14 protein-coding genes are annotated in these 16,938 nt (G+C 48.1%); 12 read left to right on the top strand and 2 right to left on the bottom strand.

What is annotated here, in order from left to right; genetic code table 11:
* Positions 1 to 25: 25 nt before the first annotated feature.
* Together GCU39_RS11265 and GCU39_RS11260 are read left to right on the top strand one after the other, a co-directional pair.
* On the top strand, positions 26 to 502 hold the full coding sequence (locus tag GCU39_RS11265) for an SRPBCC family protein (RefSeq protein ID WP_152393592.1): 477 nt from the start codon (positions 26 to 28) through the stop codon (positions 500 to 502).
* Positions 503 to 517: 15 nt separating this feature from the next.
* Complete coding sequence (locus tag GCU39_RS11260; protein ID WP_152393591.1) at positions 518 to 1,030, top strand: hypothetical protein; 513 nt, start codon at positions 518 to 520, stop codon at positions 1,028 to 1,030.
* 66 nt (positions 1,031 to 1,096) lie between these two features.
* On the opposite strand, the gene GCU39_RS11255 is transcribed toward GCU39_RS11260, so the two are convergent.
* Positions 1,097 to 1,312, bottom strand: coding sequence for a small acid-soluble spore protein Tlp (locus GCU39_RS11255; protein ID WP_152393590.1), 216 nt, complete (start codon positions 1,310 to 1,312; stop codon positions 1,097 to 1,099).
* Between the two features lie 119 nt (positions 1,313 to 1,431).
* Here GCU39_RS11255 and GCU39_RS11250 point away from each other — a divergent pair, with 119 nt between their 5' ends.
* From GCU39_RS11250 to GCU39_RS11230, 5 genes are all read left to right on the top strand, one after another.
* Positions 1,432 to 1,707, top strand: coding sequence for a hypothetical protein (locus tag GCU39_RS11250; RefSeq protein ID WP_152393589.1), 276 nt, complete (start codon positions 1,432 to 1,434; stop codon positions 1,705 to 1,707).
* Positions 1,708 to 1,851: 144 nt separating this feature from the next.
* Complete coding sequence (locus tag GCU39_RS11245) at positions 1,852 to 2,310, top strand: VanZ family protein (protein ID WP_193726879.1); 459 nt, start codon at positions 1,852 to 1,854, stop codon at positions 2,308 to 2,310.
* A gap of 3 nt (positions 2,311 to 2,313) precedes the next feature.
* On the top strand, positions 2,314 to 2,814 hold the full coding sequence (locus GCU39_RS11240; RefSeq protein ID WP_152393587.1) for a cysteine hydrolase family protein: 501 nt from the start codon (positions 2,314 to 2,316) through the stop codon (positions 2,812 to 2,814).
* Complete coding sequence (locus GCU39_RS11235; RefSeq protein ID WP_152393586.1) at positions 2,811 to 3,179, top strand: glyoxalase superfamily protein; 369 nt, start codon at positions 2,811 to 2,813, stop codon at positions 3,177 to 3,179. The genes GCU39_RS11240 and GCU39_RS11235 overlap by 4 nt, the downstream gene beginning before the upstream one ends.
* 14 nt (positions 3,180 to 3,193) lie before the next feature.
* Positions 3,194 to 3,772 carry a DUF1572 family protein gene (locus GCU39_RS11230; protein WP_152393585.1) on the top strand — a complete coding sequence of 193 codons (579 nt, stop codon included), beginning with the start codon at positions 3,194 to 3,196 and terminating at the stop codon, positions 3,770 to 3,772.
* A gap of 28 nt (positions 3,773 to 3,800) precedes the next feature.
* Here the strand turns inward: GCU39_RS11230 and GCU39_RS11225 are convergent, their stop codons facing one another.
* Positions 3,801 to 4,253 (bottom strand): RidA family protein, encoded by a 453-nt coding sequence (locus GCU39_RS11225; protein ID WP_152393584.1) that lies wholly within the window; start codon positions 4,251 to 4,253, stop codon positions 3,801 to 3,803.
* A gap of 452 nt (positions 4,254 to 4,705) precedes the next feature.
* Between GCU39_RS11225 and GCU39_RS11220 the strand changes: the two genes are divergently transcribed.
* The 5 genes from GCU39_RS11220 to GCU39_RS11200 all read left to right on the top strand — a co-directional run bounded on the left by GCU39_RS11220 (position 4,706) and on the right by GCU39_RS11200 (position 16,922).
* Positions 4,706 to 8,701: a family 20 glycosylhydrolase gene (locus tag GCU39_RS11220; protein ID WP_193726878.1), complete on the top strand. Its 3,996-nt coding sequence runs from the start codon at positions 4,706 to 4,708 to the stop codon at positions 8,699 to 8,701.
* A gap of 181 nt (positions 8,702 to 8,882) precedes the next feature.
* Positions 8,883 to 13,415 (top strand): endo-alpha-N-acetylgalactosaminidase family protein, encoded by a 4,533-nt coding sequence (locus tag GCU39_RS11215; RefSeq protein ID WP_152393582.1) that lies wholly within the window; start codon positions 8,883 to 8,885, stop codon positions 13,413 to 13,415.
* Between the two features lie 454 nt (positions 13,416 to 13,869).
* Entirely contained in the window at positions 13,870 to 14,886 is a 1,017-nt protein-coding gene (locus tag GCU39_RS11210) for an S-layer homology domain-containing protein (protein ID WP_152393581.1), read from the top strand.
* A 167-nt stretch (positions 14,887 to 15,053) separates the two neighbouring features.
* Positions 15,054 to 15,506 carry a cupin domain-containing protein gene (locus GCU39_RS11205; RefSeq protein WP_152397200.1) on the top strand — a complete coding sequence of 151 codons (453 nt, stop codon included), beginning with the start codon at positions 15,054 to 15,056 and terminating at the stop codon, positions 15,504 to 15,506.
* A 186-nt stretch (positions 15,507 to 15,692) separates the two neighbouring features.
* Positions 15,693 to 16,922, top strand: a complete 1,230-nt coding sequence (locus GCU39_RS11200; RefSeq protein WP_152393580.1) for an MFS transporter — start codon at positions 15,693 to 15,695, stop codon at positions 16,920 to 16,922.
* Positions 16,923 to 16,938 lie beyond the last annotated feature (16 nt).

Below are 16,938 nucleotides of genomic sequence, written 5' to 3'. Positions count from 1 at the left end.
ATTGGCATGCAGGGAGGGGGAGTTCATGGTTACAATCCGAACGGAGACGGTGATTCATGCACCGATCGAATTATGCTTTGACATGGCACGGGATATGGATTTGCATCCTCGAACGGTATGGCCGCGCACCAAAGAACGGATCGTGAAGGGCAAGATGCGAGGTCAGGTATCCTTCGGTGAACAAGTCACTTTCGAAGCAACGCATTTCGGTATTCGTCAGCGTCTAACCTCAACTGTTACGGAATATGACAGGCCACGGTATTTTGTAGATGAAATGGTGTCCGGCGCCTTTCAGTTCTTGCGTCATAAGCATGTCTTTTTCGATCGTGGCGAAATGACCATTATGCGGGATGAGCTGAAATTTGCTGCTCCATATGGTGTCATCGGCCGATGGGCTGATCGATATGTGCTGAAGAGATATATGACCAAATTTATTACATACCGCAATGACAAGCTGAAGCAAATCATTGAAGAAGAATGGCGGAATCAGCGTAAGAATTGAAGGAGCAACGAATTCATGGAAATGATGACCGCTTTTTTCAAAGAGCATAGCATTGCCAGTAAGATCATGATCGTGTTGTTTGTGCTCACGCTTATGCTATTGGGGATGGTAGACTTATTCACCTTCCGGATGAATCCGTCAGGACATCTCTCAGGCAATGGCAACCCTGCCCTACTCTTTATATTCATTTTCGTACCCCTCTATTTGATCATGCTTGGGATCATCGCCATCCTATCTGGCACTTTATTCCGGGATCAATTCCGACAAGGTTCCTATCATGCTGGCATGTTCCTGTTCCTAATGGCAATGATAGCAATCGGGATATTCTTGGAAAGGCTATACGCCAGCCTGATCTTCGGGAGTCTCAGAGGGTGGCCGAACAGTCCTTATTCGATGATCCAAGGCTGGGGTGTCCTGAATCAATATACGAACACGGCATTTTTCAATATTATTACGTATATACTGGGGTGGGTCGGTTCGATCATGCTAGGCTATCTATGGGCTGCAATCACGCACCACCGGAGGTGAACGGCAATAAGCCGGGGCGCTTCATGCCTTCGGCTTATCGGATTGTTGCTCTATCGGGAAGACTCCCTATGGCGTGGTCTCGTTCTTAATCTCCGCTTGTAGACCTTGAATGCTATGTTTCAAGTGAATATTCTTCTCACGTATACGTCTTGCGTTCTCTGGCGCCAGTTCGTCAGCATGCTCGTCTAAGAAATTTTCAACGGCTTGATAATGCTGGATTGAACTATCCACAGCGTCTTGCAGTATTTTTGTGCTTTTAGAGTTATCGTTCGATGTCGTCACGAGTTATAACGCTCCTTGTCATATATAGAGTGCAGAACAGATTCAACTTTAAGATGACAATTATGGAAGGATATTATACATCGCATAAGGGATTACATCGTAAAAGGAGTTTAAATGAAATGAATAAAAGAATATTTGTAGAATCGACAATTCTATGTGTTCTGCTATTGCTCGGTTACTACGGATGGCAAGTTCTAAACGGCATGCTGCTAACATTAAATGATACGCCTGATGTGATTGAAACGTATACGTCCGTCGAAACGTTAGAGGAGAAGGTATCTTTTGGGACAAGTCATGGGTCAAGTTCGATATATGGACTGCTTGGTTGTTTTGGACTTAGCGTAATGTATTATGGCATTCGAATCGCCATTCTTCGGCTTCGGAAGAGGACGTAGATGAATTTCGAATAATCGAGCTGTACGGGGTGCACGGGATGTTGCCTATTTTGGCGTGATCAGAAATGGATGATTATGGTACAATGAGCATGAATGAACCGGCATGGAATGGGAAAGGGCAGCATCGACATGTTCAAACACAGAATGTATAAGAGTAAAGTTGTTACGACGGTCGTGATCATCGCGTTGTTCGGTTATTGCGTTGTGATAGCAGCATTATTATTCTTTCGATCTAGGCATACCTTGGATTTGTATCATTACAACATGATACCGTTCGCAACGATTGAACAACTCGTGATGCATCGAGACCATTATAACCCGGAGACGTGGGTGAAGAACCTGTTCGGCAATATTATCTTATTCATGCCATTAGGCGTATTCATTCCACTGTTGAATCAGCGGTATCTGAGAGTCGCAAATCTTGTTATCTTCGTGGCGGTCTTGATCTTTGTCGTCGAATGTATCCAGATGCTGACTTATGTCGGTAGCTTCGATGTCGATGATATTATGCTGAACACGTTAGGGGCATGGTTAGGGCTCGTCATTACAAAAAAAGTATGTAGGCAAGGAACATCCTCATTCGATTCATCAAAAGGAGCGTAAACAATGGAGAAAATAGCTTTACTCGTCGTGGATATGCAGCGTTTATTTTTAGAAGATCACATGGAGAAGTTTGAGGTTGCGAGAGCTTGCGAATACATCAATCATGTAGCAGATCAGCTTCGTACGAACGGTCATTGCGTCGTCCATGTCCAGGACGTTGAAGATGCAAGGGAAGATAATGCAGCGCAGCTTGATTTTATACCTGAGGTTCATGTCGAAGCGAATGATCTGCACGTGAAGAAGATGCACTCGAATGCATTCTGGCAGACCGAACTCGAACAAATGATTCGAGATCAGGGCGTTGGGATGGTGATCGTGTCCGGATTCTCGGCGGACCAATGCGTACTGTTCACGTATAATGGCGCGATTGAACGGGGATTCAATACTGTGATGCTGGAGAAAGGCATTGTGAGTACGCCAGAGGTGGTGACAATGACGACGCGTGATCGGCATATGATTTCCTATCCGGTCATTGAGTTCATGGTCAGGAGGGGCAATGCATGATTTGTCATAGCGTGACCCCGATCCTCCGCATCTTCGATGAACAGAAGGCGAAGGAGTTCTATTTGGACTTTTTAGAATTCGGGGTGGAATTTGAGCATCGTTTTGAGGAGGGTTTTCCGTTATATATGTCCATCACGATGTCTCATATGACGATCCATTTGTCTGAACATCATGGCGATGCCATTCCAGGCTCGACGATACGGATCGGCGTGACGGGGCTAGAAACATATCATAAGCATTTATTGGCGAAGAAGTACAAGTATGCAAGGCCGGGCCTTGAACGTACCCCGTGGGACAATATGGAGATGACCGTGACGGATCCTTTTGGAAATCGATTGGTATTCTATGAAGTAGATGCAAGATAGGAGCGTGGGATCGGATGGAGATCAATCAAATCTATCTTGACAGTGCGAAGAAGCAGTTCCGCTATTATAAAATGCTGGGCGAGAAGGCAATGGAGCAGGTGACACCAGAGCAATTATTTATCAAGCCGAATGAAGATTCGAATGCGATTGCAACGGTTGTGAAGCATTTGTGGGGCAATATGCGCTCACGTTGGTCGGAGTTCCGTACGACGGATGGGGAGAAAGAGTGGCGTGACCGCGATGCGGAATTCGAGAGCGATCAACAAGATTCGACTGAATTAATGAAGCAATGGAATGAAGGCTGGGCGTGTCTCTTCGATGCGCTGGATTCCATCGAACCCGATCAATTGTTGGATATCATCTATATCCGGAATGAGGGGCATACGATTATGGACGCGATCAATCGGCAGCTAGCGCATTATCCGTATCATGTCGGTCAGATCATCTACGCAGCCAAGGCGCTGAAGGAGGGTTCTTGGAATAGTCTATCGGTTCCGAAGAACCGGTCCAAGCAATACAATGAGGCGAAGTTCGCCCAAGACAAAGGTGTTCGCCATTTTATAGATGGGGAAGTAAGAAGGTTGGAGTCATGAGACTACAACCTTTTTTATGGTTATTCGATTAGTGCGTGTCAACTTGAAAGATGGAATCCACGATGAGTGGTAGATTGTCTCGGACAGACACGGCACCGAAGACGGATCTGGCATGCAATCCCTCGTCGCCGAAGACATCGATCATCAGTTCGGAGAAGCCGTTTAATACTTTATGATGTTCTTCGAATTCGGAGGATGCATTGATGAAGCCCTGCACTTTGACAACGCGCTTCACCCGTTCGAGCGATCCGAGTTCAGCTTTGAGCACGGCAAGCACCTCAAGCCCCACCTGCCTAGCATAACGATATCCTTCTTCTGTCGAGAAATCGATGCCGAGCTTGCCTTTTGGCTGCCCGGAAGGCCCTTTCCCTGATAGAAATACGAGGCCGTTAACGTTCACGAGATTCGTGTATTTCGCTGCGGGTTGACTGGCTTCTGGCAGGGTGAATCCTAACGCTGCGAGACGCTGCTCTACGGTCATATTGATCCTCCTCCAATATGGAATTATAAATTATGGAAAAACATACCACAACGGAGTGGGGGATTCAATGCTCTATCTGAATCTGCCTGCGTAAACCGCTAAAATCATGCGCAAATCGACAGTGGCGTAGGATTAACAGTTATTCTGATAACCTTTGTCGAATGTATTGCTATAGGAAGAGGAATCCACTATTTTAGGGTTATACCACCCCTCAACTCTAAGCGTGTTACTGGAATCAGGCATGAGCTTAAAGAGGCAACTCTTTTTGCTCGTGCTTTTTTTACGCCCTTTTTAGGCAACGATTTGGGTAATTCAAAGCGAAGGAGCTGATGAAGCGATGAAGTTTTGGCACGCAGGATCGAGGGCAATGGGTAATGAATGGTTTGAGATGCTGAGGGGTCAGTCTTAGCGTAATCATTGCAAATATGCTGAAGGAGGGTGTCCTACGAATCGTGAAGAAGATCAAATCCGTCACAACACTATTATGTCTGCTAGGTATGATTCTCTCATGTGCACCACGATCAACGGCGAATGCAGCGGAAGGCGGTGTGAACCCGAAGCCAACCGTTATTCCGAGCCTTCAAGAATGGTCGGGAGCGACAGGAAGCTTCACCTTGTCCGAGAATTCGCGCATCGTGCTTCCGACGAGTGATGCTCGCAAGTTAGGCGCAACCGCTGTCGTATTCCAGAATGACCTCAAGGAATTATCCGGCCGCAAATATGTATCCGCTGTCAGTAACCTGCCGAAATCGGGCGATATCGTGCTCACTATGACGAAGGAACGAGATGAGTCGATTGGTGATGAAGGATACTATTTCGAGGTTGGTGATTACGTCACCATTCGAGCGAATACGGATACTGGCGTATTCTATGGCACGCGAACAGCGCTCCAAATTCTAGCGCAAGCCAGTGCGCATACACAGATCCCTAAGGGGAATGCGAAGGACTTCCCGAAGTATAAGGTGCGCGGCTTCATGCTGGACGTCGGGCGCAAATTCTTCCCGATGGATTTTCTCAAAGATTATGTGAAATTGTTGTCGTATTACAAGATGAATGATTTCCAGATTCACTTGAATGACAATGAGATTTTCAAAGATAATAGCCGAACGCATTGGGATAAATACGAGGCATTCCGGTTGGAGAGCACGAAGTATCCGAATTTGACGGCAAAAGACGGGCATTACACGAAGAAAGAATTCCGGGAGCTGCAAGATCTGGCGAATCTGCACGGGATGACGATTACCCCGGAATTGGAGTCGCCAAGCCACGCATTATCCTTGACGAAGATTCGACCTGAACTCGTCAAAGATACGCTGCCAGTTGACCATCTAGACATAACGAGACCCGAGGCGGTTGAGTTTGTGAAGGACATCTGGGGCGAGTATATCGATGGCGGTTGGTTCGACGCGAAGGAACTTCATTTTGGCGGCGATGAATTCGACCGGAATGACAAGTCGACCGTCGAGGCTTATCGACAATTCCTGAATGACATGGACGACTATTTCAAGAGTAAGGGCAAGCAGTCACGGATGTGGGGCAGTCTCTCATACTTCCCAGGGACGACGCCTGTGAACAAAGACATCACGATCAATATCTGGAATAACGGTTGGCATAATCCGAATGAGGCGATTCGCGACGGATTCAACATTATCAACACGGTCGATGGCAACTTATATATCGTACCGAAGGCAGGCTATTATAACGATTACCTGAACACGAAATGGATCTATGAGAACTGGGATCCAACCTATTTCAGCGGTTCGATCAAGTTAAGCGAGAACGAGCCGAAGCTCCAAGGTGCGATGTTCGCGGTATGGAACGATTTATTGGGCAAAAAAGTGAGCGTGGAGGATGTCCATGATCGCGTAAAGGAAGCGCTTCCAGCGTTGGCGCAGAAAATGTGGGGCGGTAAAACAACGGATTCGACTTACGCACAGTTCCAACAAGTCAGCAAATCGATTGGCGATGTGCCAGGAACCGACCTACAGCATCGTGTTGCATCACAGAGCGAAGTGATCTTGTCGTATCCGTTCGAAGAGGGCAATGGACAGACGGTGCGCGATACATCGGGCAATGGCTATGATGGATCCATGCAGGGTGGAACATGGTCTGATAACGGTAAGCATGGCAGAGCAGTTCAATTCAATGACGCGAGCGGATTCATTACGACAGGCCTCCCGGACAAAGGCTTCCCGTGGACCGTCTCGGCATGGGTGAATCTGGATGAAGCCGCAACGAGTGCAGCATCTGAAGCAACCTTCCTGCAATCGGGTTATGGCAAAATCCAGTGGAAACAAACCGGCACAGGCAAAATCGGATTCTCGCGTGAAGGATATGATTACAGCTTCAATGCCGTTATGCCAACAGGCAAATGGGTACATGCTGCATTGCGTGGCGATCTAAGCGGGACATCGCTCTTCTTGGAAGGCGTACTGAAAGATACGCTGAAGGATACAACCTTGCTGCCGATCGCGACGATTGGCGGAAGCCATGGATTCGTCGGTGCGCTAGATGATCTGCAAGTTGTTAATCGCGGACTAACCGCGAAAGAAATTGCAGCAGCAGCTGGCTCACCGCCATGGACGATCAATATCGCTGCACATCAACCAGCGACAGCATCGTCGAGCGAAGTGGACTATCTGACACCGAATCTCGCATTCGATGAGATCGAGTCGAGCAGTTCTCGCTGGGCATCGAAGTATACGGATAACGAATGGATTCGCGTTGATCTTGGAGAACGTAAGGCATTCGATAAAGTGGTCTTGAAATGGGAGGCTGCTTATGCCAAAGGGTATAAGATTCAAGTCTCTGACGATGATCAGACCTGGCGAGATGTCTATACGACAACGGCAGGTGCAGGCGGAACGGAGATCATTCGATTCCCGGAGACAACGGCTCGATATGTAAAGATGTTAGGCACGAAGCGGGTGGGTACGTATGGCTATTCCCTTTATGAGTTCGAAGTTTACCCACCGAACCCAAATGATCCTGTCCCCATGCCTGTAGCGATTCGCTATACGGAGAATTTCGAGGATAACAACATCGAAGGATGGGAGCATGTGGTTGGCAAAGGGGTAGGAACGATGGCATTGGTGGACGATCCGACGGCTGCTAGCGGGCATGCGCTTCGCCTGGCTTCCAACGGAACGAACAACATATTTGTAGATCAACATTCTCCAGCCGTGAAGGATGGTGAAGTGGAGTTCAAGGTTCTACCTGAGACGGACAATATGCGTCTTGGCATTCTGTTCCGTTACGACTCGAATGATTCATGGGCATCCGTTGGATTTGATAAGACTTCGTGGTATTGGGTCAATGCGCAAGACAGCTACGGTCTGATGACGAGCAGTGCGGCAGCGAAGTTAACGAAAGGCGTTCCTGCCACGGTTAAGGTCAAATTCGAAGGCAATGCCGTCGTATTGATGGTGAACGGCGTGACGTATTATGACGGCGTCATTCCGGGAATTCCGAATACAGCAGGGAAGATGGGCGCAAGGGTATTCGGAACGACGACTGCCGTGTTCGATGACTTCCATTATAACAATAATGTCCCCGTTACAGATGTTGCAGTGACAGGCGTCACCGTGGATAAGGCTGTGATCACCTTGAAGGAAGGCGAGACAGCGGATCTGACAGCGACCGTTCTTCCTGCAGATGCGACGAATAAGCAGGTCACTTGGTCTACGAGCAACAATACGCTAGCGATGGTAACGTCAATAAGCGCTGGGCAAGCGAAGGTTACGGCCTTGAAGGAAGGTACGGTAGACATTAAAGTCACTACCGCGGACGGCAAATTCGTGGCGATCTCCAAGGTAACAATTGAGAAAGCTGCGAACAAGGAATTATCGACGGCATTGACAGGAGTTTCGACTGTTGTATCGGGTCAGTCCTTCGATATCACATTAGGACTGCGCAATGTAACGCAAAGCGTATATGCACAGGACATCTCCATGCAATTTGATCCAGCGGTGCTGGAGTATGTGGATGCCAGCTCGTTGATCGAAGGCGTCAGCGTCATCAAGTCCGTCTACAAACCGGATGGAACATTGCGATTCATTCTCGCGAGTATTGATCCAGAACGGACGCTCACGGGAAATGCCGATGTGCTGAAGATCACCTTCAAGTCCAAAGTATTAACGACAGGAACACATACGACCATAGCGGTGAACAATGCGGTTCTATCGGATGGCGGCGGTATTGAAGTCACTGCGAAGACATCATCCATATCGATCCAAGTCACCGTGGATGAACCGGGCATACCTGGCGACTTGAACGGCGACGGCAAGATCAGTATTGGGGATCTCGCGATCATCGCGGCGAATTATGGCAAGACGGATCAAGATTCTGACTGGCAAATCGCGCGGAAAGCCGACGTGAACCGCGATGGCAAGGTGGATCTTGATGATCTGGTATGGGTCGCACAGCGTATTATGGGCACGAACAATTAAATAATTGATTCGATAACAGACACGGCTTGCTCCATGAGAACGAAGAGACAACGCCGTGTCTTTCTGTGTGCATTGACGGACTACGTAGGAGGGGGGATCCATGAACGCTAAGGTGCTAAGTCATAATATTCGTCTTTCGAGGCGGAACAACATTATCTGAAAAGGGAGGATAATATAACCAATGAAGACAAAGAAAAGAGCCATGAAACAGACGAGCGCTGCCATAGCACTATTTATGAGCGTGCAGATGGGGGTTCCAGCGACGCTCGTATTCGCTGATGAAGCTTCGTCGAGTGCCGTGACATCGAACATTTCTGCTGTTGCAGCTGCTGCATTAGCGAGCTATACGAAGGATTTTAACGATAATAATGTGTCCAGTTGGAAGGTCGTTAAGGGATCGGCAACGCTCTCGGCGGACAATGGCGCATTGAAGGCTGAGACGGTTGGATCAACCGTTCTCGTCGACACGGATTCGCCTTCGATCAAGAACGGGGAATATGAGATCAAGATGAAATTCAAGGATGTACCTTCGCGAATTGGTCTTCTCATCCGCTATGTCGATGCCAACAACTATGCACTCATCCATTACGATAATAATGATTGGGGTTGGGATTTCCTTAAGAACGGCACGGAGACTTACGGCGGAATCGAGACGGTCTCAAGCCCTGTATTTGAGGCGAACAAAGAATATACGTTCAAATTACGCTATATCGATGATGGCGTTCAATTATGGGTGGATGGAAAGGAAGTGTTGTATGCAACACTGACGAATATCCCAATGGCTCCAGGCAAGATCGGCATTCGAAGCTGGTTCAACAATAAGACTATCCATATTGATGACATCAAATTGACGGAGAAGGAATCCAGCAGTGCCAATGCTAGACCTATTACGATTACAGACACGATCTCTTCCAACCAGGTAACGGCTGAGATCGATAAGGAGTTCCCGCGTGTGAAGCAATTTACGTGGAGATCCTCGGGCGCTGTGATGCAAGGTCAGATCAACGGGTTAAATGAAGTGAAGATCAATGGCGCATCCTCTTACCCGATCGCAACGAATTATACGAAGCATGCTGCAACGGCAACAAAAGGGGAGTTCGCTACCTATACCTTAAACTTCCCTGAGCAGAATGTGGAGATGGATGTTGAGCTTGAAGTAAAGGATAATCTGCTGAACTTCCGCGTGACCCGGATTGCGGAGAACGGTACGACCAAGGTGCGGACCATCGATTTCCCGAATCATGATCTCGCGTCCGTGCTCTCTTCGGAGCCTGCAGCCCAAGAGACGGCAGCACAAGTCACATCCCAATGGAATACGATCAATGAGGAATACAAAGATTTGAAGGGCACGGCAGCGGATGGCGGCGGCAGCCGCACGTATGCTTTCATTAATAATGATAAGTTAGCAGCAACGATCGTGAATAACGTCATCAATGGCGATGATAAAGTTCGTGTGAAGGTCTCTACGGGTTCGGATAGCGTGAAAAAGGCAGCGTTATGGAATGGCGCCTGGACGTATCGCGGCAGCGTAGCGCCTGGATTCGGACCGGAGGAACTGCCGTGGTCCAAAGTCATTCTAACGCCGGATGCGAATAGCGATGGGGCTCTCGACTGGCAGGACGGAGCGATCGCGTATCGAGCGAATGCCCCTGCACCATATCGAAGCGATATGATTCGCGATAATATCTCGTACATTGCAATTAACCTGGGGTCGACGAACACGAATCCGTTCATGCGCGCATTTGATGATGCGAAGAAAATCTCGAACTTAACGGATGGATTCGGTCAAATCGTGCTGCACAAAGGATATCAAGCGGAAGGTCACGATGACTCGCATCCGGATTACGGCGGACATATCGGTATTCGTCAAGGCGGAGCGAAGGACTTCAACTATATTCTGGAAGAAGGCAAGAAGTACAACATTAAGGGCGGCGTACATATTAACGCGACTGAGTATATTCTCGATGCCAAAGAGACAAAGATGGAGAATTTGGTTCAACCGCTAAGCAAAGGTTGGGGATGGCTCGATCAAGCTTATTATGTTGATAAGACGAAGGATATTGAATCAGGAGAGCTGAAGCGGCGTCTCGATATGCTCAAAGCCGATACTGGCAATAACTTGGATTTCCTCTACGTCGATGTCTATACCGGCCTTGGCTGGAATGCGGCGCAGCTCGCGAAATATGCGAAAGACAATGGTTGGATGCTCGGCACCGAATTTGCGGGACCATTCAATGAACAAGTATCGTGGGTGCATTGGGGCACAGATCCAGGTTATCCGAACCAAGGCAATATAAGCAAAATTATGCGTTTCTTGCGAAATGACACGATGGATGGCTTCTTGAGCGATCCGCTATTGAAAGGCAATAAACAGGTCGGTGTAGGATACTGGCAGAACAATCCTGCCTTCTACGATTACAAAAAGACAACAGAAGCCTTCTTCGAGCACAATCTGCCGACGAAATATATGCAATATTTCCAGATTACGAAAATGACCAATGATCGCGTAGATTTCACGAACAACGTATCGGTTGCACGTCAACAAGATGGCAAAGTGCATCTGACGAAGGATGGCAAAGATATCGCCATCATGACGTACAGCAGCGAAATTAGCGACAGCACGGTATTCATCCCTTGGGACCCAGTGAAAGAAGATAAGATCTATCATTGGAATCCGGTGGGCGGCGCAACGACTTGGGATCTTCCAGCCTCCTGGAGCCAAGTTGGCAGCGCGAAGCTCTATAAACTCTCGGATTTAGGGCGTGAATTCGTTGCAGATGTTCCAGTTGTGGGTGGTAAAGTAACGATCACGGCGGACAAACAAATCGGTTATGCCCTCTATAAGAGCGACGCGCCTGCTGCGTTAGATATGAATTGGGGAGGCAATGGCGCTGCGAAGGATGTCGGATTTGACAGCCAAGGCTTTACGAAGTGGCAGAAATCCTCGACAGGCGGAAATACCGACCACGTTACGATCGTGAAGGATGGGAACGCAGATGATAAGCTACAAGTTGCAGGTCCTCAGGATGCAGAGGTCACGCAACAGCTTACGGGATTAACGCCAGGGAAGACATACAGTGCCTCTGTCTGGGTGAAGGTGAATGGCGAGCGCCGCACGACCATCAGCGTCAAGCAAGGTGAGCAAGAGAATAGCAATTACTTGGATAACACCAATGTGAAGTTCTGGGCACAGCAGCACAAATATTTAAATACGAATTTCGAGCGGCTAAAAGTGAATTTTGATGCGACGGGTACGACAGCAACCCTGGCGCTGAATGTGGAACCTGGTACTGCTGTTGTTCAATTTGACGATGTGCGTGTATGGGAGAATCCATCGAAGACGGATGAACATGACGGCGGTGCCTTCTACTATGAGGATTTCGAGAATGTTGACGAAGGGTATGGTCCTTTTGTCTATTCGAAGAACAGTCCGGTACGTACGCATCTGGTCGAGAAGCTCGATGGGCAGATCAAATCTTATGTCATCGACGGCGCAACTTCACTCAAGACGAATGAGGAGAGCACAGGTGAGGTGCTGCGCACACTGCCTCAAACCATACGGTTCCAGGGGGATAAGAAATATCATCTCACCATGGCCTACAACGCTGAAGTCAAAGATATGTATACGATCGCAGTGCGCGGTAATGTCGGAGGCACGGTGAAGGACTTGGCTTCGCAGAAGCTGGATGCAGGTAAAGGAACCTTGGATTTACGATTCGATACGGCGAATGCTAAAGATATCTATCTTGCGATTAACAAGAACTTCACGTCGAATACCGGAACAGAATTAACCGGCACGATGGTGCTCGATACGATTCGCGTCATCGATGAGACGACGCAGACTGCGGTAACCGGAGTGAAAGTCGATAAGGCCGAAGCCACCCTCACCGTGGGTCAGACGATCGAATTGAATGCAACCGTCGAGCCGGCGAATGCGACGAATAAGAATGTGACATGGTCGAGCAGCGACGATACCGTGGCTTCCGTGGCCATCACGAACGGTAAAGCGGTTGTTACGGCCAAGAAACTGGGAACCGCGGATATTACGGTAACGACAGAGGATGGCAAATTCAAAGCCGTCAGTAAAATAACCGTCACCGCAACAGCTGCTCCAGCGGGGTCGATTACAGCACCTGATTCGGCCTACTCGGGGAAAGAATTCAAGGTACAAGTCGGCCTGGACAGCGTCACGCAAGGCGTATATGCTCAGGATTTATCGGTCGATTTCGATCCAGCCACACTTGAATTTATGGGAGCCAAATCACTGATCACGGGCGTAAGTATTGTCGATAAGAAGACAACGCCAGACGGCAAGTTGCGTATCATCGTGGCGAGTGAAGGACCAGGGAATGCCGTCACAGGTACGAAGGGTGTTCTTGAACTGACATTCAAAGCGAAGCAAGTCGCCGAAGCGGCGGTGAACAGTATCATCGCGATCACGAAGGCGATCATCTCGGATGCTGCTGGAACAGAAGTGACGATCGGCAATGCTAGTGCAACGATTCAAGTCTCGAAGGAGCAGCCACCGGTTGCGACGGGCGATTTGAATGGCGACGGCAAAGTGACGATCGGTGATCTTGCGATTGCAGCAGCGAACTATGGCGCGACGAAGACAAGTCCGAACTGGAGCAAAGTGCAGCTCGCCGACTTCGATAACAATGGTGTTATAGATATCAGCGATTTAGCTGCGATTGCGCAGAAGCTGATTAACTAACCTGTTGTATAGGTGGAAGTCCCCATCGATGAATCTATGGGGACTTCCTTCATGTTTCAGATCATAGCTATAGGTATTTTTTGCTATATTAATTCGATACAAATTGTAACTTTTGGTCCATTCATTTCATTTCGTACAATAGACCTAGATCCGGAAGACTACCTCGACATTTTGTCGAATCATATGGTCGAAACCGCGTCTTTACAATAAATTTATAGTTCTATGATGAATTTTATAAGTTTATTGGAAGTTATGTCGAATGCCTTGAAAAATGTGCGGAATCGCGGTAATTTAGATACAAATAGTAACATTTGTTTCGAAAATGAAAACTCTTTTGAAAGCGTTACTAGATTTTGTTGACCGAAGGAGTGATGCTTCGCGTTGTCAGGCAAGTGTTAAAACGTGAATTCCATACCCATACTAAAAATATAATGATATTTGAAGGGACGATCCTATGAAAACGAAAATCCTATCGACTTTGCTCGCCGGCATTCTATGCCTGCCTCTCGTATTGAATACAGCATTCGCAGCTACAGGACCTGTGTTCTCTTTAAAAGCAGATCAGAAGCAAGCCAAAATCGGTGAGACGGTCTCCCTGACGTTAAGCGGAAAAGGAATCAAGGACTTGTACGCTTATGAAGCGAAATTCACTTATGATCCGAATCAATTGGAAGTCGTCACGGCGAAGTCCAAGATGGAGGGGTTCTCCGTATCTCCAATCAAGAAGGATAAGGAGATAACGATCGCGCATACGAAAATTGGCAAAGTGAATGGTCAGGATGGGGATTTCGATATCGGCACCATATCGTTCAAAGTGAAAAAAGAGGGCGATATTCAAGTGACTTGGACGGCGATGAAGACGGTAGATCATAACTTGAATTCATCGAACGTCACGGTAAATAGCTCGGCATCGTTCAAGGTTTCCGGCAAAGCGAGCGCACCTGCACTAACGGATATTCAGAACCATTGGGCGAAGGATCAAATTCTAGAAGCGGTCGAGAAGGGCATCGTCGATGGATATCCGGACGGCACATTTAAGCCGGATGCGCCGATCTCACGCGCGGAATTCGCTGCTATTCTGGCACGCGCGCTGCAATTGCCGGATGGTGACGCACTGCAATTCAATGATCTGTTGAAGATCCCGAATTGGGCGCAGCCGCAAGTCGCCAAAGCAGTCAAAGCAGGCATCATCACAGGCTATGATGACAATACCTTCCGGGCGAACAACACGATCTCACGTACTGAAATTGCAGCAATGGCAGCACGTGGATTGAAGCTGACAGAGGGTTCGGGCGATACTCTGAATTTCGCGGACAAGAATGCGATTCCAGCGTGGGCTAAAGGCTGGGTCGAAGCGGCCGTGGATAAGACGATCATCAAAGGGCGTGACGGCAATAAGTTTGTTCCGAAAGCTGGAGCGACTCGTGCGGAAGCTACGGTAATCGTACTTCGCATGTTGGATTCAAAATAAGAGATACGGATTGGACCCGCGAATTGGCGGGTCCTTTTTGTTGACGTCGCTGACCTTCGTCAAGTTGTATTCGATATACCAATGATGTTCGCTTTACAATCAAGCGTATATCTTGTATGGTAACTCCTAGTTTATAGATAAATATACAGTTGGGAGAGACAGCTATGATTACACAACAGATTTCGCCGCTCGTCCATGCACTTGATCTGCAGCCGCATCCAGAAGGCGGTTGGTACAAAGAATTATGGAAATCATCATTCGTCATTCCACAGGATGTCTTAGGCCCGAGTTATTCCGGTCCACGATTCTCAGCAACCTCCATTTACTTCTTATTGCATCCGGGTGAATCCTCGGCGTGGCATACGGTATTGTCCGATGAATTATGGTTGTGGCATTCAGGAAGTCCGCTGCGCCTTACCCTGGGTGGACTCGCAGACCAACCGCAGACAGAGAAAGAAATTATTCTAGGCGCCGACATCCTGAAGGGACAGCAGCCACAAGCGTTGGTTCCGGCTCATGTCTGGCAGAAGGCAGAACCGCTAGGCGATGAGCCTGTATTCGTCTCTTGTGTTGTCGCACCCGGGTTTCATTTCGACGATTTCCGCATGATTCAGAAGTAATATACGAAGATCATCCATCTCCAGAGCAACCGCTCTGGAGATTTTTTGTGCTTCTCTAAAACTAGACAAAACGAAAAAATGTTTGACGTTATTATAAACATAATGTTAATATATCCATTGTTAATATAGACGCCATGATAATTTGTCTATACCTTAATTTATTTCATGAAAGGGGAAGGAAGTTCGATGTTTAAGAATCCGTATGTTCGGACGATCATCTTATCCCGCGTGCTCATTCACTTGGGTATATGGGTTAGGAACTTTGCAATTTTGCTGTATGTCACGGATATGACGCATAACGATCCACGCTATGTGTCGTTAATCTCGGTGATGGAATACGCGCCAATTTTTATTTTTGCGATTATCGGAGGTACATTTGCCGATCGGTCCAAGCCGCGAAGGACAATGATCGGTAGTGATCTATTATCCGCACTATCGATCCTTGCGGTGTTACTCATCATCTTGTACGGGTCATGGCATGCCTTGTTTTTCGCAACGTTAATTTCTTCGATCTTGTCACAATTCTCGCAACCCTCCGCCATGAAGCTCTATAAGCAGCATGTGCCGGAAGAACAGCTGCAAGCAGTCATGGGGATTTACCAGACGTTAACAGCGGTCTTTGTCGTGATTGGGCCGATGGTAGGAACGTTTATCTATCAACAATATGGACTGGAAATTGCGCTAGCGACCACGGCCGTCTTGTTCCTCGGGGCAGCGGGGATTCTCTCGTGGCTGCCGAAGGACACCGAAGATTATCAGCAAGGGCAGAAGGCTCATTTTCTGCAGGATCTGAAAGACGGACTTCGTTATGTATGGCGCAAGAGAGAACTGAAATCACTAGGTGGAGCCTTCTTCTTCTCTGGTATCGCGGCAGGATTGATTCAGCCGCTGCTCATTTTCGTCACAATGGAGAATTTGGGACTGGATAAGGGGCAATTGAAATGGCTCATGATGACGAACGGGGCGGCGATGCTCGTAGGCGGGGCCGTCGTTATGGCGATCGCCAAGCGTATCAGGCCTCAGACGCTGCTGACCATCGGTCTGATCGTCAGCACGTTCACGACGATTGGGAACGGGTTTTCGCATGCATTGCCGCTTACGATCCTATGTCAAATCTTCGGCGGATTTTTCTATCCGTTCATTATGATCGGGATTAATACGCTGATGATTCAGAATACGGAAGGCGCGTACATTGGACGCGTCGGGGGCGTGATGACGCCGCTATTCATGGGGATGATGGTCGTCGGGATGTCCTCGGCCGGGATGCTGAAGAGCGCATTATCCTTATCCACCGTCTATCTGATGAGCGGGTGTCTGTTCTTCATCGGCATGCTGGTATTATTGCCGCTATATCGTAGAAAAGTACAAGGTGCGGCGGGAGTCTCGACCTCGATTCAAGACGCTGAAGCGCAATAGTTGCCATTAATTCCGT

The sequence above is a fragment of the Paenibacillus guangzhouensis genome (assembly GCF_009363075.1).
Taxonomy (GTDB): domain Bacteria; phylum Bacillota; class Bacilli; order Paenibacillales; family Paenibacillaceae; genus Paenibacillus_K; species Paenibacillus_K guangzhouensis.
This window is presented reverse-complemented; position numbering and strand designations above follow the sequence as displayed.